This is a genomic window from Mycoplasma sp. ATU-Cv-508 (genome assembly GCF_004011945.1).
GTDB lineage: Bacteria > Bacillota_I > Bacilli_A > Mycoplasmatales > Metamycoplasmataceae > RYZV01.
Map to the genome: position 1 here is coordinate 607,241 of NZ_RYZU01000001.1, position 25,319 is coordinate 632,559.

A 25,319-nucleotide genomic window follows, 5' to 3' on the forward strand; every position below is an offset into this window, starting at 1 on the left:
ACTTTTGCCGCCGTTTTTGTTTTGGATTCTTTTGCCGCGGCAGCGGCAATTGGTTGACAGTCGATCGTTTGACTTTTAATTTTTGCCTTATTTACTTTTTGCCCTACGGTTTTATTAGCGCCGAACTCGGCGCGGCAATTGGCGATGAAGGCGGCATTTTTGCTTGGGTAAACCGGGCCTTTGGTCGGCGCTGGGCAATTCGCAGCAGTTGGTATTACTGAATTAACGTCGCGCTTTGGATGCCTTCGGTTTTTATCGCTTTTTCCAGCACTTTGTCTTACACCTTCTTTGGCAACCAACTAACGCTTTGAACTCAAATTGGCATCGCAATCAGTTTAATTTTTTTAACGACTTGTTTTAACTTTCTCAGCATTGACAAACTCAAGTGATTGCCCAACTTAAGTTCAATCGCCAAACTAATCGTGACAATCGCTCTAATTGGTGCGGGAATTGTTTGGCTAGTTCAAAACCGCTCGGTTAGCACGCCCGTTCTTGACCCGACTTTGGTTTTATTCCTAGTTGATCCAAAGGCGTGATGTTTTTTGCCAGTTATAATCTACAACTTATCAGGCTTTGAACTATCTTCCAACACATCAAGCGAAATGGATAACCCGAGCCGGGCGATACCTAAGAGCATCATTATCGCTGGTTTAACTACCATCATTGCTTATGTGCTTGGTACCGCCGCGGTTAACATTGTCTTAGATGTGAAGGAAATAGATATTTCAAACGGTCTAATTGACACGATTAAAACCGCTTTCAACTTGCCATGGATAGTTGAGATTATCGCGCTCTTTTTACTTTTCACCTTTTTTGGCAACATGATCACTTGAACCGCCGGTGCCAACCGCACGATTATTGAGTCGGCCCAAAGCGGCGCTTTTCCGGCACTTTTTGCTAGCCGTATTCGCGCTACGAACGGACCGCTTTGGTCTTCCATCATTACCGGTCTAGTTAGCACGCTCGTCGTTCTTTTGGCCGGATCACTTTCAAGCGACGGTAAAATTAGCGACTTATTTTGGTCAATTTACGCTTTTTCGGCCGTCGTCTTCTTACTGCCTTATTTGTTAATTTTCCCGGCCTATCTCAAACTACGAATTCGTGAGCCTGACTTAGCAAGACCTTTTAAAATTCGCGTCCGCTCTGAGTTCAAGTTATCATTAGCGTTTTACCGACATTAATCGTAATCTTAAGCATTTTTCTCTATATTTTTGGTGCGGTTGTTGTCGGCGAAAAAACGCTGGCTCTAGATGATGGAGGGATGCAAGTTCTCTTTTGTCTAGTTGGCACAGCGCTGACGGTCGCGGTCGGCGAAGCGCTCATTTTTTGGCAGTCCGCGCAAACCTCAAGAGTTAGCAATGAGTAAATTACTAAAACCACCCTTTAAAAGACGGCTTCTACATGCCGGGCGAGTTTGAACCCCACGTTGGTTGTTGAATGGTTTTTTCCCGAACGTTTAGACACGTGGCGCGCTAAAGCCGGACCGGCTCAAGCGACTTTCGCCCAAGTGGCTAACGCGATTAGTCAGTTTGAACCAGTTACGATGGTAGTGAGCAAAGCGACGGAAAAAGCGGCTCGCGCAATTTTTAAACTCTAAAGTGCGCATCTTGTTTACCCATCGGATGATTCTTGGATGCGAGACATTGGACCGACTTTTGTCCGTAACAAGGCTGGCGATGTGCGCGGAGTGGACTGAATTTTTAACGCCTGAGGAGGACAAGCTTACGAGTCGTGAGACCAGGACGATTTGATGGCTAAAATGTCTTAGACTATTTAAAAATTGATCGCTACCGAGCACCACTTATTTTGGAGGGAGGTTCGATTCACTCAGATGGCGAAGGAACGATTTACACGACTGAGGAATGTTTGCTTAATCCTAACCGCAACCCCAACCTAACTAAGCAGCAAATCGAGAATTACCTCAAGGAATACTTGGGAGCTGAAAAAGTGATTTGAATTCCCTACGGAGTTTTCAAAGACGAAACGAGCGGTCATGTGGATAACATTTGCTGCGTAATCAAACCCGGCCGGGTGTTCTTGGGATGGTCGGACAACCCCGACGACCCTCAGTACGAGCGAAGTCAGAAAGATTACGAGTACCTTAGCAAAATGACCGATGCTCGCGGACGGAAAATTGAAGTTGTCAAAATGCCTATGCCAACTAAACCGCTTTACCGCAGCAAAGAGCAAGCTTTGGAAATCGAAACGCAACTTGCCAAAGCTCGACCAGTCGGCGAAAGATTAGCGGCTAGTTACGTTAATTTTTACATTGCTAACGGCGGAATTGTCATGCCAACTTTTGGTTTGCCGAGCGACCAAGCAGCGATTGAATTAATTAAGCGGGAATTTCCCGACCGCAAAGTAGTTCCGATTCCTTCGATCGAAGTTTTACTCGGCGGCGGAAACTTCCACTGCATTACTCAGCAAGAAATCAAAACACCGCGCCACAAATCTTAAATTTTGTAGAATAAAAAAGATGGAAAAAACACTTTGAAGCGATCGTTATCGGCGGAGGCCACGCCGGCGTCGAAGCCGCTTTTGCTTTGGCCAATTCCCGCGTTAAAGTTGCTCTGATTACTCCTAACTTACGTCGCCTGGCTAGCATGCCTTGCAACCCGGCGATCGGCGGTCCGGCCAAGGGGATTTTGACCGCGAAATTGATGCTCTGGGCGGAGTGCAAGGTTATTTCAGCGATTTAGCGATGATTTCAAATTAAAATGCTCAACCAGAGCAAAGGACCAGCCGTGAGGGCTTTGCGGGCTCAAATTGACAAAGATAAGTACAGTCAACTAATTTACGAGGCGGCCAAACATCATCCGCATTTAAACTTGATGGCGTCCATGGTTGAAGACTTAATCGTTGAGCAGGGGCAAATCCAAGGAGTGGTGCTGACTGGCGGCCAAAAGATTTTGGCCCCTGCAGTTTTAATTACGACGGGCACTTACTTAACGCTCAAATTTTGCAAGGTTTGAAAAAACTGCCAGCGGCCCCGACGGTGAAAAAGGCAGTTATGGCTTGAGTGCTGCCTTAGCGCGACTTGGTTTTTCACTCCAGAGACTTAAAACCGGCACTCCGCCGCGCATTTTAGCCAGTTCGATTGATTTTAGTCAAGTCCAAGAGGAAGTGTTGCCACCGGAAAAGCACGCTTTTTCTAATCGTTCGGGTCGACAATTAGACGAGCAAATTCACTGCTACTTAACTCACACCAACCAGAAAACTCACGCGGTGATTCGGGAAAATCTGGGTAAGTCGTCGCTTTACAGCGGTTTAATCAAAGGAGTGGGACCGCGCTACTGTCCTTCGATTGAAGACAAAGTTTGCCGCTTTCCCGATCGTCCGAGCACCAAATTTTTTACGAACCCGAAGATGCTGCCTGCAGCACGATTTACTTAAACGGCCTGTCAACTTCTTTACCGCCCGAAGTGCAAGCCAAGGTGGTTAAAACTTTGCCAGGTTGCGCAAACGCTAAAGTGGTCAAATGGGGTTACGCGATTGAATACGACGCGGTTGACCCACTGGAATTAAAAGCAACTTTGGAAACTAAGCGGTGGCAGGTCTTTACTTGGCTGGTCAAATAAACGGCACTTCCGGTTACGAAGAAGCAGCCGCTCAGGGACTGATCGCTGGAATTAACATCGCTTGCAAACTTAACCAGCGCGAACCAGTTGTGCTGGGTCGCGACCAAGCTTATATCGGCGTTTTGATTGATGACCTAGTTACGCGCGGGACACGCGAACCTTACCGAATGCTTACTTCTAGAGCCGAGTACCGCTTGCTTTTACGTCACGATAACGCTGACCAGCGACTGAGCGAAATCGGTTACCGAGTCGGACTTATTTCGGAGCAAGAAATCGAAAAAATTCGGGCTAAGTACGAAGAAATTGAACAAAGCGTTCGTCACTTAGAATCCACTTACCTTTCAACCAAAAGCCAGTTGGCGCTTCGAATTGGCCTGAGCGAATCAACTAGTTTGGCTCAGTTGATTGTCCGCGGGTTAGTTGACCCGAGCGAACTAATTAATTCGCCTTACTTAAGCGAAATTACCACGCGAGTTAAACTGGGCGGTTACATCGCCAAACAAAACCGCGAAGTGAGCAAAATGGTCAAACTAGAAAAGATTTTAATTCCCGAAACTATTAACTACCACGAAGTTAGCAATTTAGCTTCGGAAGCACGTCAAAAACTCAGTTTAATTAGGCGCGTACTATCGGTCAAGCTCGGCGGGTAGCAGGGGTTAATTTGGTTGATATTCAAATGTTAACTTTTTACCTTGTTTCGCAAGGTAAAGTGCGACCCTTTGACCAAAAGCGCTCCTAACTTTAGTCTTAGCTAGGCCACAGTAGTGCGTACTAAGGTGACTAGATTGGTTTAGCGGTGAAATTAGGTACAATTTGGTAGTCATGTGAGTATTTTGAAAGTCGGTCAGAATTCGGGCTTGGAACATCCGTAAGATCGCCTTTGTTTCCATTTTAATTTCAACTTCGGTCACATTCATTCTAATTTTTTCGAGCGTCATTCCGATCGCCGCTTTACCTCTTTTAAAATCACTTTGGCCGGACTACCAATTAACTAACTGGCTATATTTTCGGTCCTTTTATCGGCGCGATTACAGGAATTGCTAGCGACATTATTTCCTTCATGTTTCGGCCCACTTTTTTGCACTGGTGGTACACTTAGCTTTTGCTTTGGTTGGTTTAATTCCCGGAGTGATCGGTTACATCTTTAACCGCCGCTGACTTAACAAGCAAGACGTGGATAAACTTTTTACCCGTAAATACATTGACTCCAACTTTTTGGTCACGGTAGTTATTTTGCTGCTGATTTTAGTGGGAGTGACAACTTTTGTGGTTCTCCAAGGCGATCAAGTTTTGAGCGTCAGGAACTCATCACTAATAAGTGGGTTTTTTCTTGGCATTTCCATGTTTGGAATTTCAACGATGCTAATCGGAATTTTTGTTTTTCGTTTTGCCCTCAAACCGCGTTCTTTTAACGGCGTAATTCCGATCATCGCTTTTTCGGCGATTTTAGAAATTTGCACCACACCGATTTTAACGCTCGGTGACGTGGCAGTTTGGGGATACGATATGAAGCAGTTTGTCACGCTTTTAACTGGCCACTTAATTTTGACTCCGGCTAAAATTTGGTTTAACCTGTTTGTAATTTACTTCGCCTATAAAATAGTTTCGCCTTTAATTTATAATAAGACAGCAATGGCTGGTAACGAGCTTTTGATTTATGTTTGTGGTCCGACTGTTTATGATGAGGCTCACGTCGGCAACTTTCGCCCCATCTTAACGTTTGATCTTTTTGTTAGGGCTCAAAAAAGTCTGGGTAAAAAAGTCCATTTAATTCACAACATAACTGACATTGATGACAAAATTATCGCCCGGGCGAACGGGAAAAAAACTAGCGCGTCGGAAGTAGCCCGTAAATACACCAAGTTATACAAAGATTTACTGAAGTTTTATAACGTGACTTGCGTCAGCAAAATGCCGCTTGTCACCCGCCACGTCAAAGATATGCAAAACATAATTCAGCAGTTATTGGACAAAAAAAGCGCCTACCAATCTGAGGGCAACGTTTTCTTTAACGTTGAGCGCGCCCGGAAACACTACGGAGAAGTTTCGGCTCAATCTTTTGAACAAATGGTCAGTCCGACTGAATCGTCTGATTCAAGCAAAAAACACCCGTCTGATTTTGCCCTTTGAAAAAAAACTTTGACCGGCCAGCGCTGAAATAGTCCCTGGTCCAAAGGGCGCCCTGGTTGGCACACTGAGTGCGTGGCGCTAATTGAGCGCTGAGCCCAGGGCCGCAGACTTGATTGACACGGTGGCGGAGTGGACTTAATTTTCCCTCACCACGAAAACGAAAACATTCAGTTTAGAACTATCCACGGAAAACCAATTACCACCGAGTGAAAACACGTTGGTCTTGTCAATTGGAAAGACACCAAAATGGCTAAAAGTCTTGGTAATTGAGTCAGTGCGGTTGACTTTGGTCAAAAACACGGCTTTGACACGCTCAGAATGATTTACTTAATGACTAGTCCAACTAGTCCCGTTGATCTTGGCCCAGAGTTAATTGACCAAGCTAGTTTGCAAGTCAAACGCTGGCACCACGTTCACTTACAAAGTCAACTAGAGCGCTCAAGCGGTTTTGTCAGCGAGCAAGAAAAGCAAGTTTTTGAGCAGATTAGCCAGCAAATTAGTCAGTGGAATTTTAGCGCCGCGCTCAAAGTGATTCACGCCCAACTCAAACTTTTTCACGAAAAAAAAACGAGCGGTTACTTAATGCGCAAGATTTTTGCTTTGCTCGGTTTTAAATTTTCCGTGGAAAAACTAACCGACAAACAGCGCCAGCTTTATCAGCGGTGAACTTTGCTTCGCACTAAACAAGATTACCAAGCCGCGGATAAAATTCGGGCTTTACTAATTAAACAAGGACTAATTTAAGAAAACAAAAATGGCAAGTGATCCAAAATTAATTTACGGTAAAAAACACGGTTTTAGAAGCGATTAAACACGGCTATCCGTTAAAGCTAGTTTACGTTCAAAACCTCTTTCCAATCACTTAACCAAGGGCGTGCCGGTGCAAGTTAAATCAAAACAGTTTTTAGACCAGCTAACTAGCGCTAACCACCAAGGCTACGTGGCTCTAGCCAAAAATTATCCTTATGCCGAATTGGAGTCTTTTTGAAAAGACCAGCCGCGCCGCGTCTTGGCGCTGGATCACCTCCAAGACCCCCATAACTTAGGAGCGCTTTTAAGAACTGCTAATGCACTAGGTTGAAAACACGTGCTCATTCCCAAAGACCGCTCGGCCCAAGTTAGTCCCGCGGTTTTAAAAGTCGCGAGCGGAGGTCAAAACGGTCTTAAGATCGCTCGGGTTAATTCGCTCCAAAGCGTTTTAGAAAAGTTTAAAAAGCGCGGATACTGAATTTACGGAGCAACGCTGCAAGGTGATAATTACCGCGCTGCACCCCTCAACTGACCGTTAATTTTGGTGCTGGGAAGCGAAGCGAAAGGGATCAGCACCACTTTAACTAAACAAGTTGATTTTAAAATTAAAATTCCGATGTTTGGCTCAGTGGAATCGCTCAATGTTTCAGTCAGCGGCGGAATTTTGATGAACCATTTAAGCGAGTAAAACGTTAATGGAGATTGAGAAAATCACCGCGTTAGTTAGTTCGCTTTACGCTCGCACTTTGGAAGTTGTCATTCACCAAGTTTTAGCGCTTTACCGGCAAGTGCCGCTCACTTACGAAGACGCCCACTTAGCGTTTTGCGCCCAAATACCTTGGTTAATTTTTCGTTATCGTCCCCAGTTTGGTTTGAGTTTTAAAACTTTTCTAGCTTTAAAATGCAAGTTCATGGTTCGCACTTTAGCCAAAAGTTACTCAACTAAAAACTACCGACTGCTCAACGAAGCTTACAGTTTAAACGACTCAGAAAGCGCTCAGGAATTTGTCTTAAACTTAGACGAGTCATCCGAACTGGATTTATCAGTTTTAAGCGTTTTGGAAAAGAAAGTTTACGAGCTCCACTTTGTCAAATCACTCAGTCTTAAAAAGGTTGGTCAGACGCTTGGACTTTCTTACGCCAGAATTAAAACGCTAATTAAATCGCTCAAAAGTAAAGTCAACCTTCAAGTTAAAAGTTTGTATAATTAACGAAGTTATGCAAAGAATCAAACGTTTTATTAAGGAACTTAAGCGCGTGCGTTGACCAACGCTTGGTCAGACGGGCAACACCTTTGTCAAAGCGGTTCTTTTCATCGCGGTGAGCGCTTTATTTTTGCTCGGTTTGGCGCTATTTTTTGCGTTTATATGACGCCACATGGGAATTGGATTGTAGGTTAAAATGGATAAAAAGTGGTACATGATTACGACCATTTCAGGTAAAGAAGATAAAGTGATTGAATCGCTCAAAAACAGGGTTGTTTCTGAAAATATGCAAGATGATTTTGACGAGTTTAAAGTGATGCCGCATTCCTCACTTAACACCCCGCGAGTTAGCTAAAAAAACCGCTAACCAACCGCACCGCGTTCGCGAGGTTAACCTTTACCCCGGTTACATCTTCATTCGCATGCGAATGGGTAACGAAGCGTGGTTTTTAGTTCGCAACACCGAGTACGTGACTGGCCTAGTGGGCTCATCGGGTCAACGCACTAAACCGACCCCAGTTTCAAATTTAGAGATGCGCAAAATGATCAAAAGAGTCGAAAAAAATTCGCCACGATTTTGATGCCGGTATCGTGCGCACTAACTTTGTACGGGCGTAATTGTGGAAATTATTGATGGACCAGCCAAAGGTCAAATTGGTCCGATTTTAGAAAACGATGACCAGCGTCAAGTGGCTATCGTGGAGCTGATCATGTTTGAGCGCAAAACTCCGACCGAAATTAGTTACAAAGATTTAAAAATCCGCAAGTAGGTCGGGCAATCGCAGTCGCACTGTTATATAATATTTTCGTTTCCAGTAGGCGGAGAGATAGTGAAGTGGCTAAACACGGGTGGCTGTAAACCATCTCCTTCGGGTTCGGGGGTTCGAATCCCTCTCTCTCCACCAATAATAGCCCATTAGCCAAATAGGCAAGGCAACGGTTTTTGGTGCCGTGACTGTTGGTTCGAGTCCAACATGGGCTGCCATTCCACCCTAGTGACCGATCTTTTTAACCGAGTAAGGCCTACTTATCGCACATGGATAAAAGCAAAATACGTAATTTCGCCATCATTGCTCACATTGACCACGGCAAATCAACTTTGGCCGACCGGATTTTGGAACTAACCCAAACCGTCAGTCAGCGTGAATTAAAAGCCCAGCACCTTGATTCGATGGAACTTGAGCAAGAGCGTGGCATCACAATTAAACTCAACGCGGTTCAAATAGTCTACCAAAGTTATTTGTTTCACTTAATTGACACGCCTGGTCACGTTGATTTTGGCTACGAAGTTTCTCGTTCCTTGTCGGCTTGCGAAGGAGTGCTTTTAGTGGTTGACGCGGCTCAGGGCATCCAGGCCCAAACTTTAGCTAACGTTTACTTAGCGATTGAACACAACTTGGCGATCATCCGGTGATTAACAAAATTGATTTGCCCACGGCTGATCCAGAGTCAGTTAGTCAGCAGTTAAGTGAGACTTTGGGAATTAAACCGCAAGACATCATAGCCATTTCGGCTAAAAACCGGTCAAAATTTACCCGCGGTAATGGAGGCGATTATTCAGCGCATTCCGCCGCCGGCCAACGCCGACAATCATTTGCCGCTTCAAGCGCTTGTCTTTGACTCTTACTACGACACTTACCGGGGAGTGATTTGTTTAGTTAGAATTTTCGGCGGACAAATTAAAGTGGGGGACAGTTTTAAATTTATGTCAACCGGCGAAAAGTTTGACGTGACCGAGCTAGGAATCCAAAATCCCCAGGAAGTAAGCGCGAGCGTCTCCAGGCGGGCGAAGTCGGTTGACTAGCCGCTGCTATTCGCTCGGCCCAAAGCGTGGCGGTTGGCGACACGATTACTTTAGTTGCTAACCCGTCCGAGCAAGCTTTGCCCGGTTTTAAAAAACTCAAGCCGGTCGTTTTTACCGGTTTTTATCCGCTTGATAACGGGCAGTACCCTCAACTGCGTGATAGTCTGGAAAAAATTGCTCTCAGCGATGCGGCCATTGTTTACACGCCCGAGACTTCCCAGGCGCTTGGTCACGGCTACCGAATTGGGTTTCTCGGCCTTTTACACATGGAAGTTTTACAGCAACGTTTAGAACGCGAATTTAAACTTGATTTAGTGACAACCGCTCCGACTGTGAGTTATCGTCTTAAACTAACTGACGGTCGGGAGTTAACGATTGAGAACCCGTCTGTTTGACCCGATAAATCGCGGATTTTAGAAACGCTAGAACCTTTTATTAAAGCCGAGATTATCGTGGTGGAAAAATACCTCGGGCAAGTTTTGGATTTATGCCAATCGCGCCGCGGCACTTACTTAAAAATGGAATACCTTGATCACTTGCGTCGGAAAGTGATTTACCGTCTACCGCTCGCCGAAGTGATTTTTGACTTTTTTGACCACCTTAAATCGCTGTCCAAAGGTTATGCGACTTTTGACTACGAGTTTTGATGCTTACCAAGTTAGTAAGCTAGTTAAAGTTGACATTTTACTCAACGGTGAGCCTGCCGATGCTTTTGCGTTCATCGCCGAGAAAGATCGCGCTTATGCTCGTGCTCGTCAACTGGTTGAGAGACTTAAGGAAGTAATTCCGCGCCACAACTTTGAAATTCCCGTTCAAGCGGCAATCGGAGCGAAAGTAATTGCCCGGGAAACAATTAAAGCTTTTCGGAAAGATGTGACGGCAAAGCTTTACGGAGGGGACCGGACCCGACGCGATAAACTGCTTAAAAAGCAGAAAAAAGGTAAACAGCGCGCCCGGCAATTCGGAGTTGTTAACGTTCCGCAAGAGGCGTTTTTAGCCGTGCTGAAAACTGACCACGATAAGCACCGTTAACAAAAATTGACATTTAGATACAATTCTATGACATAATAGAAATATGAATTTAGTTAGGAAAAAGTTGCGGACCTTGTTTAATCGTAATAATGGCTCTTTTGATGTCTTTTGCTTGCTAGTTCAAGGACAAAGTTTGGATGCGATTAGTCAGAAATTGAAAATACCCAAACCGATCGTCAAAAAAATGCGCGAAAGTATTTACCGGACAGTTTTGTCCGTTTTAACTAACCAAGTTAAAATTTTTAAGACCACTACTTATGAGCAACTTTTTAACTTGCAGCAAGTGTCAGTTGACAAACTTGATGATTACACTACCATTGCTTACTTAGCCCGCCGTTATAAAATGATTAACAACGTGCTTTACAAGCGCTCTTACTTTCGCCAAGAAGTTATTAAGCAGCGGAAAAAGTTTTCCGAGCAGGGTTTTATCAAAATTAATCCCTTTTGAATGCCGCCGCATCGATCGGTTAAAGTTGACGGATTAATTTTTGGTAACGCTCAGTACTTAATTCGCCACTGACTCACGACTTCAGACTTAGAATACATCACGATTAACCAAAGTTTAATTGAAAAACTTAACCGGATAGGTTATAAATCATCGCGCCGTTCTTTAATTGCAACTTTAGAACGTCAAGAGTGACTTTTGAAAATTGACTCCAACAAATTTCGCTTAGCGCGCAACCAAGACGCAGATTTGGCCGCCCAAATTTACGCCCTCGTCAGCGCGGTTGAACACCACCCTCTTTTAACTAAAAACAAGTTTATGAAGCTAGTCGCTCCCGTTATAACTGAGAATGACTTAGTTTGCGACGAACCATACTACTTACTCAAAAAGTTTTATGGTCAAGTTTTGCGTTTTTCAGTTGGTAATTCCATGACAATTTATCTAGACGCTAACTTAGATAACAACGCTCCGCTATTTAGTCGACTAGTCAACTACTGCGGACGCCGTCCGTCGGTTTTCCCAGCGATGAATTTTTCCGTCTCTTTGGAGGATCACCCTACGTGGTCCAAAACAACAACTTTTTTGTGGCGCGCCCGAGGGAATCAAATCGCTTACTTAGATTTGACTTATAACCGCAAAAAACTACGTACCTTAATTAGCAATTGGTTTACCGAGCAAGGCGGTCAACGACTGACGCTAAGTAAATACAAACAGTTTTTGAAAAAAATCCGACGATCCTTACTTGCAAGTTCTCTACCAAATTCCCGAGTACTTAAGAATTTTAAAACGCGTTTTTGGTCGTGAAGTGGAAATTTTAAAAACAGGATCCATCGTGTTTTTACCAATTCAAAAACAAGTTTTGTTGGACAAACCAGTTTTGAAACATTAGCTTTAACGAGCTCCGCAGTTATAATTAAAGTTAGATGGCCCAACAAGTTCCGTTCGATTTAACTTACGAAATTGAAAAATGTTTACGAATAATTGACCGAATTAGCAATTACACAGTTGATAGTTTTAGTGCTGATGATGTTTTTAAACACACCCAAATGATTTTGCGTTCTGACTACGCCAAGTATCTCCGCCAGTCGTATTCCGAACCGAGCAATTTGCTAGACGTTTTTAAAATCAACCAAATCTTGCTTTTAGTGCTCAATTTATTTACCAAATTACGCGAGCAGAAAGTGCTGGACGATTGATTTACCCAAAGCAAAGATTACCAGTGGAAGTTTTTTGTACTTCAAAACATCATCATGATGGGCAACGAAATTCAAATGAACTTAGAACTTAATCTGGCTTTTTCTTCGCTTGCTAAAATTCGTCAGTACTTTGAACTTTACGCTATCCACTATTTAATCGAAAAGTACGGATCGCACGTTTTTGACCATTTTCTGATCCACGGCATGAAAAACATGCGTAAATTCGCCGAGTTTTTGCTCCATGAGCTCAAAACGGCGCGGCCTTTTTGGCCAACTTGGTCGCCAATTTTTCTCACGCAAGCAAGTTCGCAGTCCTTACGGATGAATGCAGAAGATTAAAAACCTAGACCGCGAAGACCGCAAAATTAAACTGATTATTCAAAATGGCATTCGAGACGATAAATACTTGAAACACATTTATTTGCAGTCTAACTTTCCCAACCACGCCTCTTCCTTTATGTTTGCGACTTACGCCAGCCAAACGACTTATCTGCAACTTAGTCGTTACGCGAGTCAAATGGTGTTTCACGCCTACTTATGATTGCTAGGCGTTTTTAACCAGACGATCAGAAATAATTTTGCTAGTCTGGCTAGTCAGCACAAAAAAACTGAACTCAAACTTTTACTGAAACTTTTTGATTTACTGGGCGAATACATCGGACAGGTCGGATTAACTAACCGTCAAAAACTGGAAAAAAACACTTTTACCGAAACCGATTGAAAAGATTAACTTACGCTTTTTTAAGACCTACCACGGTGACATTTTTAAGGCGGTAAGCTAACGCGTGAGTGGCGTGAACACGCAAAATTGCCGAACCGCGCGTGTTGTTTGGGTAAATAATTTCGTAAGTCACTTTGACGCTATGGTGGTGCTCAATTTTTATGTCAATGCCCACTGTAGCAAGATCTTTAGGTCGGCGAAACTTCATGTGGTAGTCGTAAGGAAGCATATCTTTGATAGAAGTTTCCACTTCATCGGGTAGTTGCGCAATTACGGCTTCTACGGCTTTGAGAGCGGTTAAGAAACCTCGCAAAATGGTAATCGTTCCCAACACGAAACTTGCACCGTCTTTTAAAATTGTAAAACTAGTGCGGACATTTCCGGCTACGTCATCGGTCGCGTAAATTTCTATGTTCAAGACTCAGTTGTCGGGAATGTAAAGTTCCTCAAGTCCTAAATCCTTCAAAGTCACTTTGGCACGATAAGTTCCAATATCTGTCGGCATATCATTGGTCCGACTGGTAGTTTGTTTTTGAATGAAGTCCATGAACCACGTTCTGACTTCACCAGATGTTTTATCGTTAAGCGCTTGAAAGCCGCCGACTGTAATTTGTTTTTCTTTCTTAGCTTGACCTTTGGTAATTTTTACTTTGACGTTAACTGAACCGCTAAAGTTGTCCACCAAAGCAATTTCGTATTCCACTTTGGCGCCGCTCAATTCTTCCTTAGTGGCAGCGGTGATGCCGAGCAGTTTTTCGTCCACGAGATCTTTGGTTTTGAAAAGTTCGCGCGGATACTTTTTGTTAAATTGGGTTTTGGCGTCAATTATCGTGTTACGGGCTAATCTTTCCACAATTTCTAAGTCATGGTGGTAAGTGTCTTGGTAACCGCTGAGCGTAATCTCGTGCTCTTCAATCACCTTTTGACCGCGTTTAAGCACCATTTTTAGTTTTAGGATTCCTTCATCATCAAACGCTTCAAGCGGCACGAATTCGGCCGTTCAGCCAGCTGGTAGTTTTGGCATTTTAAGACCAATTTCTTCCGCTGAGTGACTTTGGTCTTTTGCAAACGAGGAAGGCAAAACGTCGTTTCTCAAACTAGTTTTGGTTTTTTTAATTTGCTCAACTAGTTTGGCAACGATTTCTTTTTCGTAGGCTAAGTTGGTCTTGAGTCCTTGGACAAGAATTCTTTTCTCTTCCGCCGCGTCGGACTTAATAACGCGCACGATCAAAGTTAAAATTCCGTCTTCGTTATCTTGCTCGGCAATTATGTAACGCAAAACAACATTTAATTCCTTGGCGCTTGGAACAGTCGGTAAGCCGAGTTTTTGGGGATCTACTTCTTCACCAACGTTGCCTACGTCAAGTGGTCTTAAGTTAGCAAATTCGCCACTTACCTTCCAATCTTTTATTTTTTCTAGCACCACTTTGACATCGTCTTGGTCTTGTTGGTGACGAGTTTTAAAACCAGAAAGAGTGAAAGTGTGCCGAAAACTTTCCCGTTTTAGTCAACGAAGCGAAGCTTCTAAAGTGATCGTTCCGGTTTTGTCTTCGATGTCGGTGATGGATAAACTAATTTTTCAACCGATCGGAACAAGCGGCATTAGGATTGCAAGATCTATGGGTTCGACCGGACCTATTTTAAAGAGCTGACTCGCCAAATCTTTGGCAAAGATTGTTTTTCGATCGTTAAGAAGCGGTCAAATTTTCTTGACGATTCTCGCTTGGTACTCTAAGTTAGTTTCAAACCCACTAACAACCGTTTCTCGGAAATTTTTGGTTTGACCTTTGCTAACGTTAACTTGAACTTTCATAGTTCCTGTTTCATCGTCAAGACTGAGCACCTCTAAGTCAATGCTTAGCCCGCGCGGATCAATCGCGGCTGGTAACTTAGCGTCCAAGTCAGCCAGCGTAATTATTTGGTGCAGTTTGAAAATTTCACCGGCTCTTTTTTCGTTAAGCTTAGGACCGATTTTTATTGACTTAAGCGCGTCTAACACGGCGCTAACATCAATTTGATTTTGTTCGGCTTGAGTGCGAAAACCGCTAATTTGAACTTCGACAGTTTCAAGCAATTTACCGTTTTTATAAATTTCAACTTCCAAGTTAATTGTGCCTTGCTCGTCGTCAAAAGTTTTCACTTTGTACTTGGGATCTAGCCCAGTCGGTAAAAGCGGCGGACTGCTCACGCCCAGCGCGCTCAAGTCTTCTCCAAAAAGTTTGCTAGCCGCGTTAGGCATTAAATCAACTCGACTAGTTTGGACGCTTTCCCACTCGGACAAAAACTTTTTAATTGCCAACTGATCGCGGTCTTGTTCGGTTTGAAAGCCGCTCACTTTAAATTGACGACTAGTGTTAGCTTGACCCTTGGTAATTTTGACTTCAATTAACACCTCACCGTTTGAGTCGTCAATCTCAACTACTTGGTAAGTTAAGTTAGCGTCGCCCACTTTGGTTGGGTCAAGATTTTCAAAACCTAGGTCAGCCGGGTTAATTAGATCACCGACTTTAGTTATTTTGCTAAGTTGAGTGTTGCGAAAACTGTCATTCGCACTTTGGTCTTGAACTAGTGCGGCGATCTCTTCAACGTCTTCTTGGTCTTGCTGAGCTTGTTTTTTGTAACCCTTAACTACAAATTGGTGTTTTATGGCTGGGTGATCGCGTCACTTTAGAGAGGCCTCAAAATGAACCTCACCGCCGGGATTATCTAACTTAAGTACTTCCCAAGTAATTTCTCATTCCGGTGGCAACTCGGGTTGTTTAAATCCAAGTTGGTCGGCCTCCACCTCGCCTAGTTTGAAAACCGATCCTGGCGTTTTGTCCTGGTCGCTGGTGGTCAAATTCTCGAGTTGTTTCCAAACTTGCTCAGCGACTCGGTTCTGATAGGCACTGTTGTCATCAAAACCGGTCAAAACTCTTTCGCCGCCGTCAGTAATTTGACCTTTAGTGACGGTGATTTTAACTTTGGCTTCGCCGTTTTCATCGTCAAGAGTTAAAATTTCCAACTCAATTTCTACTCCGCGTCGATCAATAGTTTTCGGCCACGGGAAATCAATTTCTTCCAAAGTGATTTTTTGCCCAATTTCAAAAACTTGGCTCGGTCTTTTTTGACTAAATTTATCGCTAACTCTAATTTCCTTGAGCAGTTCCAAAATTTTGCTCACATCAAGTTGGTGTTGAACCGCGGTGGTTCGAAAACCTTTGACCACGACGGTGACTTTTTGAACTAACTGGCCTTTTTTACTAATCTCTGCTTCCAGAGTAATCGTTCCGTTGTCGTCGTCAAAAGTTTTGATCATGTATTTGACGCTGAAGTGTTCGGGTAACTGAGGCTGCTGTTCCACGCCAAGGTCAGCTAAGCTAGCATCAAACATCTTAGCCGCGTCACGCGGTAGGTAGGTGACCAAGGTCGTTTTGACACTTTCCCAGGCGCTTAAAAACTCTTTAATTGCGTTTTCATCGCGCTGTTTCTCGGTCTGGTAACCGGTCACTTTGAAAGTGCGTCTTTCCAGCGATTCGCCTTTTTCAATGGCCGCTTCAAGTGTCAGTTCGCCGTTTTCGTCATCGATTTTCACGACGCGGTAAGTGATTTTAGCACTGCCGATTTGCTCTGGACTTGGCGATTCAAAACCAAGGTCGCTCGGGTTAACTAGCTCATCAACTTTGGCAATTTTGCTTAGTTGACTTTGACCAAAGGAAGCGTGAGCGGTTTGATCTTTAATTAGCGCGGCGATTTTTTCAACATCTTCCTGGTCTTTAGTTGATTGTCTTTTAAAACCGCTGACAGTGAAGCGGTATTTTAGAGGCGGAGTATCACGTCATCGCAAAGTTGCTTCAAAACCAACTTGTCCGCCTGCATCGCGAATTTCAACCACTTTTAATTCCATTTTTCATTCAAAAGGCAAAATCGGCAACATGAAACCAATTTCATCTAGACCAACTGGTCCAAGTTTAAAAATTTGGCTAGGCACTTTGTCGCTGGTTTTGACTTTTAAATCGGTTAATAAGTCGCTAATCCGTTGTCCCTCGCGTTGACGGTAGCGCTCGTTAGTGTCAAAACCACTAATGATGGATTCGCGCTTTTTGCTGTGGACTCCTTTGCTAACGGTAATTTCCACTTTGGCTTGGCCGTGCTCGTCGTCAAGTTCTAATATTTTGACTTCCACTTTCATGCCAGCCCGGTCGATGTCACGTGGTCAAGGAATGTAAAAATCTTCTAGTTCCGCCGTTTGACCTTCTTTGAAAACTTGACTCGGACGCTTATCTGCTAGCCTTTCGCCGGCCGTTAACTCACCAGTCCATTAATAATGCCGCCAATGTCGATCAGGTGTTGTTCAGATGAAGTTCGGTAACCGCGCACTTTAACTTGGGCAGTTTTGATTTCTTTGCCTTGTCGGGAGATTATTACGCGTAAGTTGATGATTCCGTTGTCGTCGTCAAAATTTTCAATTTCATAACGCGCTTCCAAACCACCAGTCAGTTGGGGAGGATTTTCTACGCCCAGCTTGCTTAGTTCGCCTTTAAAAATCGCCGCCACTAGTTTGGCTAAAAGACCGCTGGTACTAGTTTTGACGTTTTCTCAATCTTTCAGAAACTGAGCAATCGCACTTTGGTCGCGTTCGTTTTGGTTTTGGAAACCGCTCACCACAAACGTGATCCGACGTTCTGAGTTACGCTTTTTCCCGATTACTTCCACGGTTAGTTTCCCATCGGTGTCATCAATTGAGAACACGCGCAGTGTCACTTCCACGCCGTTTAGTTGATCGTTGCTTGGCAATTTGACACCGAGTGCTCGGGCGGAAACAACTTGGCCTTGTTTAAACATTTCGCTAACTTGCTTGTCGCGGTTAGATTCCTGGGTAACTTGGTCTTGGAAAAGACCAACCACTTTGTTCACGTCTTCTTGGTCTTGTTCAACCAAAGTTTTAAACCCAGTTATACGCGATTTACCTTGGGCGATGACTTGGTTATCAGCGTCACGAAGTTCCAAAAATAAATCAATCCGACCTTGGTCTTCTTCGTAAGAATCCATACTAATGATGAGTTTTAAGTGGTCGGGCAATTTTGGTCATTTGACACCGAGCGATTCAGGCGTAAAAGGTTTGTTTTTAATGATGTCACGCACTAAAATGTCAGTTTTGTCAGTTTGAGAAACTTTGGTCTTTGGATAAACTGGTGCGCGATTTCGTGGTCGAACTGCTGCAGAGTTTTCAGTCCTGATAGTTCGATTGTTTTGCTTGCTGTTGAATCCCCGTACTTAAAGTCAATTTTGATTTCAATCGTACCTTTTTGGTCATCATGGGAGACTACGCTGACTAGACCTGAAAGTTTTTTTCAATCAAGGTTAGGAATCGGTTCAAAGATTAAGTTTAGTTTTTGGTAATCAAGCGGTCAGTCCGGTTTTTCTCTTCACTGACTTGGCAATTGTTCAGCTCAGTTGGCGTGAACTTTTTGATCTTTGAGCGAGTCCAGTAGTTTGTGAAGTTGTTTTTTTTCAAAATTAATCTCGTCAAGAAAACCGCCGATTTCCACGCTGCGGCCGTCTAGATTAGTGTCTTCGTGGTAGACGCTAACTAAAAATGTTGCGCTTCCTTTGACATCGTTAATTTTGGCTACCGTCGCTTCAAAAGCGTCATTTATCGGGCAAAGTCGGTCAATTAATGCGAATTTTTTGCAGATCCGTTTGACCTAGTTTGAGTATATCGCTCGCTTTTTGGTCGCCGTGGTCAGCCCGCAATTTAAGCGCTTTGGCAAAAAATTCGTCAATCACGCTTTTACGGTAAACACTCTTAGACAAAAAGCCGTGGATTCTGACCACTTTTTGGTCACTAATTTTGCCGCGGTTAATCGTAACTCTCACGATGATTGCGCCAGTTTCATCGTTTTTTTTGAGAGTTTCGTACTGCAAATCCACGCCGTTAATTTTTTCTAAATCCCAAGGCTTACCACCAATGTTTTCCCAGTAGGTGTCTTGCTCGGTGAGATCAATTTCGGAAGGTAGAAGAGATTGGTTAGAAGGCTTAGTTTTTTGGTCCACTAACAGCGCTTTAATTTCTTCAACGATGATTTTATTGGGGTGTTATGGTTTTTAAACCGGCAACTTTGTACTTCTGCTTGTGCTTAGTTTGCCCGTTCTTTTTTAAAGTCGCTTCAACCACGACATAACCTTCGTCGTCATCAACCTCTACCACGTTAAGATCAACTTCTCAACCGTGGGATAAGTCGTATTTGTTTAGACCGATTTTATCAAAGTCGGCGGGACCAATTTGACAACTTTCGCTCGGCAGCTTTTGCTCGTGAAGCGTTTTGTTAGCACTAATCATGTACTCGGACCATTTTTCAACTGCTTCGCGATCGTGGTCGGTTTTTTTGCGAAGTTAATCACGTTAAAATTGCGGACAATGTGACGTGACTCATGACTTAACTTAAGTCTTACGCTGACTAGTCCGGTGTGGTCATCAAGGTCGTCAATCGTTAAAGTTGTGGTGAACTTATCAAGCGAAGGCGGCAAAGTGATGCCCAAATCATCGGCGCTCACTTCTTGGTTAATTTCAAATGTTTCCGAAGGAACTAGGTCGGTATGGTATGTTTCTAACTCTTCAATTTCGTTGAGTTCTGACTCAACCTCTTCAAGCGAAGAAGTTTTTTGTGGTCAACAACTGGCACAAGCAAACGCGCCACCGCCGAGCGACACTACGGCACCAAGCATTCAAAACGCTTTTTTCAAACGCACTATACCAACTGACTTTCTTTTCAAACTAATTATAACGCTAAGCGCCAACTTGTTAACTAGTTCTTAGTTGTTAGCAAGTTTAAATTAAGAAGTTGACTAAGCCCCATTGGGGTCAAAACATTTTTTGGTGACGGAAATTGCTTAAGGTTCGTGACGAACGTAAACTGGTGTCGGTGAAAGTAAAACTTGGTCCAACGTTTAAAATTCGCAAGATGATTTGCCGCCTAGGATTGCGGTAAAAAGCGCTCACGATTAAGTTTTCGTTTTCAACTAGCGCCGGAATTTGTCACGTGTGAGGATCATCGTGCTGACCGCGGTCGTAGTGGGCTAAGTTGGACTTCCAGTGCAAAAGCGGTTGGGCTCACTGACTTGGGTTAGGTAAGTAGTAGTTTTTGTAAAGAAGGTGTTTGGAATTTTGAAACTGCTGAGCGAGTGTGCGGTAGTTGTAGTCAACTACGAAAGAATAACTTAACTTACTTTGGTGGAGTTGGCAGTCGGCGCTAGGGCTTTCAACCATCGGACTAGGTCCAGTTCGTCACGAAAGTTTTCCGGCGCTAATTTTGCTAAAACTGCGTAAGAGCGTAAAAGCAAAGTAATGCTTTCCTTCCCAGACTAACAGTTCATGCTCGCGAGTTCCTTGGGTGAAGATGGTAGCGGTGTTTTGGTAGTTGCTAACAAAGTGGTGGTGAATGCTTTGGCTGCCAAGGTACTCAGGACGGCGGTAACCAAACGAGTCGGGCGTTTTGAGCGCGTCTAAGCCAACCGAGTTAATTTGGTTTTCTTCGATTCCAAAAACTTGGTCGTGTCACCAGCGATCTTCGCCGCTGTTAGCATCAATTAAAACGACTAGTCTAGTGTCTTGCAAAGTGTTAATTAAGTTGACTTTGAAAAAGACGCGATCTTCGATTAAAACGATGTTAATTTCAATGTTTTGGCGCTGAGCTTCTTTTTCGGCTGACCAGTTGTCGATTCCGCTCGGCACAAACCCACTGGCGATAATTCTGAGCGATTGGTGATGAGAATCGCTGGCTAAAACTTTGTATTCGTCAAAAAAGTAAGCGCGGTCGGCTTCCTTAAGTGGCGAGTGGGTAAAAGTGTCGCCAGCCGATGGGTAAGCACAAATTTGCCAAAAATTAGTTCAAGTTTTATTGCCCTTGGTCAGCGTTAGCCCGCGGCGACCAACTCTTACTTCTAAGTGTTCGTTGCGGACAAAGTTTTCTAAGGGCGGCAGGGCCCGCGGTTTTTTCGTGGTATTTGACAGCGATCAGTTTGTAGTTGAAGGCGGGAATACGTACTTCGTGGAGCAAAATTAAGTAAGAGTGATCGGGGTAAGTTTTGATAACGCTAAATTTAAGCGGCGTGTCTTGGTCCCAAAAACTGAAGTGACCAATTTGGCGGTCATCTTTGAGGTTAATTTTGATTTCGTAAGGACCTTCGTAAATTTTTAGATCGTAGTTAAAAAGAATTAGTTTTTGATAAGCGTCAATTTCCTCGCGGATAAAGCGCTGGGAAAAAATCCGCGATAGCATTGCTAAGACGTTGCGACCGAGTCTAATCGCGCCGGTCAGACGTTGACGGTTTTTTTGACTAACATGGTCAATACTCACACCCGCGTAAGAGTGGTAGGCAGCTGATTTAAGGTACTGTTTTCAAAATCAGTTCAATCATGGCCCAAGGAACGTCAATTTTTTCGATTTGACACATCACGCTCATCGGCTCAATCATGTCAATTAAGAGCGACTCTAGTTCGTAATAAAGTTGCTTGAGATCAATTCGCGTTGATGCTACTCCGCGGTGAACAGGCTTGGTAACCCCTTCTTTTAGCGGAATGTCAACCGTTGGTAAGGTCGTGTTTTGGCGTTTGAGAGCATGCTTGATTTTAACGAGCGCTGATTCATAATCTCCGAGCTCCAAGTTTCAGTCTTGGTACTGACTTTTTAGACGAGTGACGAGCTGTTTCACTTCGGGTTGATAAGGATGCTGGTCAGCTCCAACGGGCACGATAATTGGTAGCTCCTGGTTTCTTTTAAGGTAAGACTTGATTGAGGGGTGAAACTGACCTGGTTCGGGATATTCCTCAACTAAATAAGCAATTCAGTCGTTTAAGTTAGCCCCGAGCGTGCTCGGGTGACTAGCGTAATCAGTTAGTCACGTACTAAAAACTTTGCTGCCGTCAGGACTCTGGAGCCAAAAGTAAAGGTTGTTGCCAATTAACGAGGGATTAATTCCGCGCGAGAAAAAAAACTGTCGATCCCGTTCATGCGTAAAATTTGACTGGTTTGCTGGGAGTGGCAAAAAATCGGGTAAGTAACCGACTTTCATAGCGTGGCCATTTGCTGGGCTAAGTCGATGCCGATTTCTAAGTTGCGCACAAGTGCTTCGCCGCGTGCTTGGTAATTATCCATTTGGGTGTAAAATGGTCCGATCAGCAATTTTCGACTCTTGACAACTTTTTTAAGACGCCCGCGTCAGTCGGGAGCAAAGCGGAGAAAATCGTCAACGATGACGCTTTGTCCGTCAAAGGTAAAAGTGTCGCGCGTACTCTTTTCTAAGTTTTCAATTAGGTACTTGAGATGGTAGTAGAGCAAAGTGCGACTGTCGTCGCTAGTGAAGTACCACTCGCGGTTTCAGTGGGTGTGGCGGACAAAGTAGACGGTTGGTTTTTTAGGCAACTCACTCCTAGATACAAGTTTTCAATCTATTTTTATTTTAGTCTACTTGTCTAACAAGTTGATTTTTTTGACCGTTTTTATCTTGAAAATGAATAGTTCGACCGGGAGTTAAATTTATGGTTTGGGTGCTAAATAGGACTTGCGGGAACTTTAGACGGCCAAAATCGCTCGTCAGACCATTAAAAACCAACTTGGCCATACAAGTTCTTGGGCTTTGGACACTTCGCACTGGACTAACATTTTTTTGAAGTGTCCAAAAGAACCGGTTTTGAAAATTCTTGCCACCAAAAGATTCGTCGCCTTTTGTCAGAAGGCACTCGGTTAGATGTGCACATTTCCTCTAGACTAGTCAGCAACAAAGCTTGTGGTCGTTTTGCGACGATTAAGCAGCTGGCCAGTTTTTTAGAAGCACCTGTCTCAACTTGTTCGCGCTACGTTCAAAAACTCGGTTATAAGTCGTTTCGAGATTTTTACCTTGAGTATTCGCGTCACTGCGTGAGCAAACTAAGTGCAGGTCACACTTTTCCCGAGCCGAGTACGGGCGGTCGCAAAACGCTTGACAGTAAAATGGAACGAATTAGCCAGCACTCTTACCAAACAATTTTTGTGCTTAGTTCCAGAAGATCACATAGTTTAGCTTTGTGAATGTCTTCTCGCCTGGGCGAGGCGAAAATTAAGCACCAAATTTTTGAAGAGGAAAAAGAAAAATTAATCGACTGACTTGGTCAAGTTGGATCAGAAGATTTGGTAGTGTTAGTCAGCATCACGGGAGAGTCGTACCGAGTTGACAAAGCACTGCGGTATTTCAAGACGCGCAAGAAAGACGTGTTTGGGGTATTAGTTAGTTCGGTTAGCAATGTTAAGCGCGTACCCTCCCATTTTATTTACTTTAGTTCGGCCGGCAGGTCATCCCATCACTCTAAAGCGAATAACTGACTTGAATACAACCGAGGGCAAGAAAACGTCGTCAAAACGCTCGTGTCGTTGTTGAAAACCATTTTTGAGGCAGTTAAACTAAAAGACACTTCTGAAATTGAAGATCATGACGCGATTTAGATGAGTAAAACTTTGGGCAAACCCAAAAGTTTAAAAACTCAAAGAAATTTTTCTATCAAAAAAAATAGATCAAATGAAAACTAGAAGATAGCGTTTTTAGTTAGAAATATTGAAAATCAACTAAGTCACGAGGGCAATCAAATTAACCCGACTGTTAATGACAAGGTAATGATAAAAGCTGTGAAGTCTTCTGTTAAAGCAGTTGGGAAATAACCATGAAAGTTCCAAAAATCATTACGAAAAAACCTAGAACTCAAGCATCTCGTTTGATATTTTTTCAGATTTTTTCAAGACCACCTAGGTCTAGTTGCGCCTTTTCTTGCGATTCGTCAAACTTTTGCTTTTTAAAAATTAGGTAATTTCTTATCGCGATTAGCTTTGGGTCCTTACTAACGGTTTTCTTGAAGCGGTAACCGACGATCATTAGATAAACTATGTAGACAAATACTAGACCACCCGCTGTCCAAGCGAGCGCATCTTTTAAAGGACTAGAATCACTTGTTAGCATTGCTTCTAGGTAATAAGTTCAAACTGTGATTGAAGTGAAAAGCACAATCATTAAACTAGAAAAAACAGCTCACCAACAAATGCGAAATTTTTGGATTTTGGACATTAAAACCTCCCTTCAAACACCACTTCGGCATTGATGGCTGTTAATACGTTATGGATGTACATTTCAGATCTATCACCTCATATGGATGTTGCATTAGCGTGTGCTTCCAGTTCTGTTTCTATCTTTATTTCGGCATTTTGCTGGTAATTGGAGAATGACTTGTTTATTGCGTTAATTTTAAAAGGTCTAGTCATAATTTGTTCATAAATTTTTTTTGCCTCAATTTTACGATTTTGCAATTCTTTCTTTCATCCGTTATCTCACTTATAGCTTTGAACTACGCTATTTGTGAGTCCAATCCCCAGCCCTCCCTTGGCAATTCAGGCGGCTAGGGCAAGTAAGGAACTACCTCCACTGGCAAAAGTGGAGAGTATGGCAAAAATTGCACCAGGTATTACCAATAAACCCGTGACTAAACCTTTCCAAAATTCAGTCCCTACAGCGTGACCTTCAGGCAATAGTAGTCTTTGTTTACTGTTCGCCAAAAGCGGTAAACCTTGGTCTTTTTCAAAATAAATCTTTCTAAAATTTAGATGAGCTTCTGATATGGGCGGATCTGTTATTGCTGCAATTGGCAAAAAACCGATTTTAGAGGGTTTTATTGATTTGATGGTTATATTTGGATTATTTTGTAATCCTAAATGTTCAAGGATAGTTTTCTGAGATATTTTGTATTCAAATTTCACGCTTTTCTTAGCACTATTTCAAACGCCTCACGATGATCTAAAACTTAACTTGCCGTTTTCAGTTATTTTACCGCTGAGGCTGTCGGCGGTGTCTAGGAGTAGGTAAAAGTCGTTTGCTGACACGGTATGTAGTTTTATTCTGCTTGATTGATGTTTTTCTTCGTGAACTGAAGCACAGGCAGCGCGATGACACTGCTAACTGGCACTACTAACGCGCTAGTTATCAAAAAAAACTTTTCTCATTCCATTTCTCCGTTTCTTTGTACACTGGCAAAGAAATTATATGTAAAACTTTTTTCTGTAGGGATTTACAGAAATTTTTATAACGGATTGCTAAGCGAAAAGAATGGTTGCAATAATTTAGACGCTTCATTCAAAAACCAACTTCATTGTTAAACATGTGGCTCACAATGTGAGATTCGGGCCCACAAGTGGCGGAAGTCAGTAAATTTTGAGTCTGCCGTTTTTCTCATTGGAAGTTTTTCAATACAAGAACGACTAATTAGAAATTGAAATTATTCGTCTTTTTATTTTCAAGACACCATCGTAATCCTCACACACTCGTTTCAAAGTACTAATTTTTTCTACTTTTTCATAGTAATTGAGCAATTTTTAGGATTTTACTCCGCTCTTTTCTGGTTAAACAGAATTTCACCTTTTTTTGAAAAGGCTTAAAATGGAGTTGATGTTGCGATATTT

At 43.2% G+C, this 25,319-nt stretch carries 25 protein-coding genes, 2 tRNA genes and 4 pseudogenes; 19 read left to right on the top strand and 12 right to left on the bottom strand.

What is annotated here, in order from left to right:
- The first annotated feature begins 53 nt into the window (after positions 1–53).
- The 18 genes and pseudogenes from CSH31_RS03730 to CSH31_RS03795 all read left to right on the top strand — a co-directional run bounded on the left by CSH31_RS03730 (position 54) and on the right by CSH31_RS03795 (position 12,870).
- A complete protein-coding gene (locus tag CSH31_RS03730) occupies positions 54–1,181 on the top strand; it encodes an APC family permease (protein WP_236630712.1) in 1,128 nt (375 codons plus the stop codon).
- A 220-nt stretch (positions 1,182–1,401) separates the two neighbouring features.
- Positions 1,402–2,457: pseudogene (aguA, locus tag CSH31_RS05085) on the top strand (agmatine deiminase).
- A gap of 47 nt (positions 2,458–2,504) precedes the next feature.
- A pseudogene (locus CSH31_RS05090) lies at positions 2,505–3,062 on the top strand (FAD-dependent oxidoreductase).
- Positions 3,016–3,598 (top strand): annotated as a pseudogene (locus CSH31_RS05095) (FAD-dependent oxidoreductase); the annotation flags it as partial. The pseudogenes CSH31_RS05090 and CSH31_RS05095, both read left to right, overlap by 47 nt.
- A gap of 501 nt (positions 3,599–4,099) precedes the next feature.
- Positions 4,100–4,228 (top strand): hypothetical protein, encoded by a 129-nt coding sequence (locus CSH31_RS05100; protein WP_345775202.1) that lies wholly within the window; start codon positions 4,100–4,102, stop codon positions 4,226–4,228.
- Between the two features lie 436 nt (positions 4,229–4,664).
- Positions 4,665–6,452: a class I tRNA ligase family protein gene (locus CSH31_RS03745; RefSeq protein WP_128008871.1), complete on the top strand. Its 1,788-nt coding sequence runs from the start codon at positions 4,665–4,667 to the stop codon at positions 6,450–6,452.
- Between the two features lie 130 nt (positions 6,453–6,582).
- Positions 6,583–7,146, top strand: a complete 564-nt coding sequence (gene rlmB, locus CSH31_RS03750; protein WP_345775188.1) for a 23S rRNA (guanosine(2251)-2'-O)-methyltransferase RlmB — start codon at positions 6,583–6,585, stop codon at positions 7,144–7,146.
- Between the two features lie 7 nt (positions 7,147–7,153).
- Complete coding sequence (locus CSH31_RS03755; protein WP_128008873.1) at positions 7,154–7,669, top strand: sigma-70 family RNA polymerase sigma factor; 516 nt, start codon at positions 7,154–7,156, stop codon at positions 7,667–7,669.
- Positions 7,670–7,676: 7 nt separating this feature from the next.
- A complete protein-coding gene (gene secE, locus CSH31_RS03760) occupies positions 7,677–7,853 on the top strand; it encodes a preprotein translocase subunit SecE (protein WP_127943049.1) in 177 nt (58 codons plus the stop codon).
- A 6-nt stretch (positions 7,854–7,859) separates the two neighbouring features.
- Entirely contained in the window at positions 7,860–8,018 is a 159-nt protein-coding gene (locus tag CSH31_RS05105) for a hypothetical protein (RefSeq protein WP_345775189.1), read from the top strand.
- Positions 8,019–8,091: 73 nt separating this feature from the next.
- On the top strand, positions 8,092–8,265 hold the full coding sequence (locus CSH31_RS05110) for a transcription termination/antitermination NusG family protein (protein ID WP_345775203.1): 174 nt from the start codon (positions 8,092–8,094) through the stop codon (positions 8,263–8,265).
- An 18-nt stretch (positions 8,266–8,283) separates the two neighbouring features.
- Positions 8,284–8,433 (top strand): hypothetical protein, encoded by a 150-nt coding sequence (locus CSH31_RS04740; protein WP_236630716.1) that lies wholly within the window; start codon positions 8,284–8,286, stop codon positions 8,431–8,433.
- 51 nt (positions 8,434–8,484) lie between these two features.
- Positions 8,485–8,568: transfer RNA gene (locus tag CSH31_RS03770), tRNA-Tyr, on the top strand.
- 5 nt (positions 8,569–8,573) lie between these two features.
- Positions 8,574–8,648 (top strand) — tRNA-Gln (locus tag CSH31_RS03775).
- Between the two features lie 51 nt (positions 8,649–8,699).
- A pseudogene (lepA, locus tag CSH31_RS03780) lies at positions 8,700–10,499 on the top strand (translation elongation factor 4).
- Between the two features lie 73 nt (positions 10,500–10,572).
- Positions 10,573–11,895, top strand: a complete 1,323-nt coding sequence (locus CSH31_RS03785) for a hypothetical protein (protein WP_148669015.1) — start codon at positions 10,573–10,575, stop codon at positions 11,893–11,895.
- Positions 11,868–12,479, top strand: a complete 612-nt coding sequence (locus CSH31_RS03790; protein ID WP_128008875.1) for a hypothetical protein — start codon at positions 11,868–11,870, stop codon at positions 12,477–12,479. The genes CSH31_RS03785 and CSH31_RS03790 overlap by 28 nt, the downstream gene beginning before the upstream one ends.
- A complete protein-coding gene (locus CSH31_RS03795) occupies positions 12,466–12,870 on the top strand; it encodes a hypothetical protein (RefSeq protein ID WP_128008876.1) in 405 nt (134 codons plus the stop codon). The genes CSH31_RS03790 and CSH31_RS03795 overlap by 14 nt, the downstream gene beginning before the upstream one ends.
- Position 12,871: 1 nt before the next feature.
- Here the strand turns inward: CSH31_RS03795 and CSH31_RS03800 are convergent, their stop codons facing one another.
- The 10 genes from CSH31_RS03800 to CSH31_RS03845 form a co-directional block, all read right to left on the bottom strand.
- Positions 12,872–17,032, bottom strand: a complete 4,161-nt coding sequence (locus CSH31_RS03800) for a lipoprotein 17-related variable surface protein (protein ID WP_128008877.1) — start codon at positions 17,030–17,032, stop codon at positions 12,872–12,874.
- Positions 17,033–17,145: 113 nt separating this feature from the next.
- The gene (locus CSH31_RS03805; RefSeq protein WP_128008878.1) at positions 17,146–17,985 is read right to left on the bottom strand and encodes a lipoprotein 17-related variable surface protein; all 840 of its coding nucleotides are present in this window, start codon (positions 17,983–17,985) and stop codon (positions 17,146–17,148) included.
- Positions 17,985–18,392 carry a lipoprotein 17-related variable surface protein gene (locus tag CSH31_RS03810; protein ID WP_161565727.1) on the bottom strand — a complete coding sequence of 136 codons (408 nt, stop codon included), beginning with the start codon at positions 18,390–18,392 and terminating at the stop codon, positions 17,985–17,987. Before CSH31_RS03810 ends, CSH31_RS03805 begins: the two co-directional genes overlap by 1 nt.
- A 70-nt stretch (positions 18,393–18,462) precedes the next feature.
- A complete protein-coding gene (locus tag CSH31_RS03815; RefSeq protein ID WP_161565728.1) occupies positions 18,463–18,897 on the bottom strand; it encodes a lipoprotein 17-related variable surface protein in 435 nt (144 codons plus the stop codon).
- Positions 18,898–18,928: 31 nt separating this feature from the next.
- Positions 18,929–19,051: a hypothetical protein gene (locus tag CSH31_RS05115; RefSeq protein ID WP_345775190.1), complete on the bottom strand. Its 123-nt coding sequence runs from the start codon at positions 19,049–19,051 to the stop codon at positions 18,929–18,931.
- A gap of 41 nt (positions 19,052–19,092) precedes the next feature.
- Entirely contained in the window at positions 19,093–19,569 is a 477-nt protein-coding gene (locus CSH31_RS03825) for a hypothetical protein (RefSeq protein WP_161565729.1), read from the bottom strand.
- A gap of 103 nt (positions 19,570–19,672) precedes the next feature.
- On the bottom strand, positions 19,673–20,575 hold the full coding sequence (locus CSH31_RS03830; RefSeq protein ID WP_128008883.1) for a hypothetical protein: 903 nt from the start codon (positions 20,573–20,575) through the stop codon (positions 19,673–19,675).
- A gap of 163 nt (positions 20,576–20,738) precedes the next feature.
- Complete coding sequence (locus CSH31_RS03835) at positions 20,739–21,257, bottom strand: hypothetical protein (protein ID WP_128008884.1); 519 nt, start codon at positions 21,255–21,257, stop codon at positions 20,739–20,741.
- A complete protein-coding gene (locus tag CSH31_RS03840; RefSeq protein WP_161565730.1) occupies positions 21,229–21,915 on the bottom strand; it encodes a hypothetical protein in 687 nt (228 codons plus the stop codon). Before CSH31_RS03840 ends, CSH31_RS03835 begins: the two co-directional genes overlap by 29 nt.
- Entirely contained in the window at positions 21,804–22,265 is a 462-nt protein-coding gene (locus tag CSH31_RS03845) for a hypothetical protein (protein WP_128008886.1), read from the bottom strand. Before CSH31_RS03845 ends, CSH31_RS03840 begins: the two co-directional genes overlap by 112 nt.
- Before the next feature lie 249 nt (positions 22,266–22,514).
- Here CSH31_RS03845 and CSH31_RS03850 point away from each other — a divergent pair, with 249 nt between their 5' ends.
- Entirely contained in the window at positions 22,515–23,321 is an 807-nt protein-coding gene (locus CSH31_RS03850) for an SIS domain-containing protein (RefSeq protein ID WP_128008887.1), read from the top strand.
- A gap of 193 nt (positions 23,322–23,514) precedes the next feature.
- Here the strand turns inward: CSH31_RS03850 and CSH31_RS03855 are convergent, their stop codons facing one another.
- The gene (locus CSH31_RS03855) at positions 23,515–23,934 is read right to left on the bottom strand and encodes a hypothetical protein (protein ID WP_128008888.1); all 420 of its coding nucleotides are present in this window, start codon (positions 23,932–23,934) and stop codon (positions 23,515–23,517) included.
- Positions 23,934–24,743: a hypothetical protein gene (locus CSH31_RS03860; protein WP_128008889.1), complete on the bottom strand. Its 810-nt coding sequence runs from the start codon at positions 24,741–24,743 to the stop codon at positions 23,934–23,936. Before CSH31_RS03860 ends, CSH31_RS03855 begins: the two co-directional genes overlap by 1 nt.
- Positions 24,744–25,319: the final 576 nt, after the last annotated feature.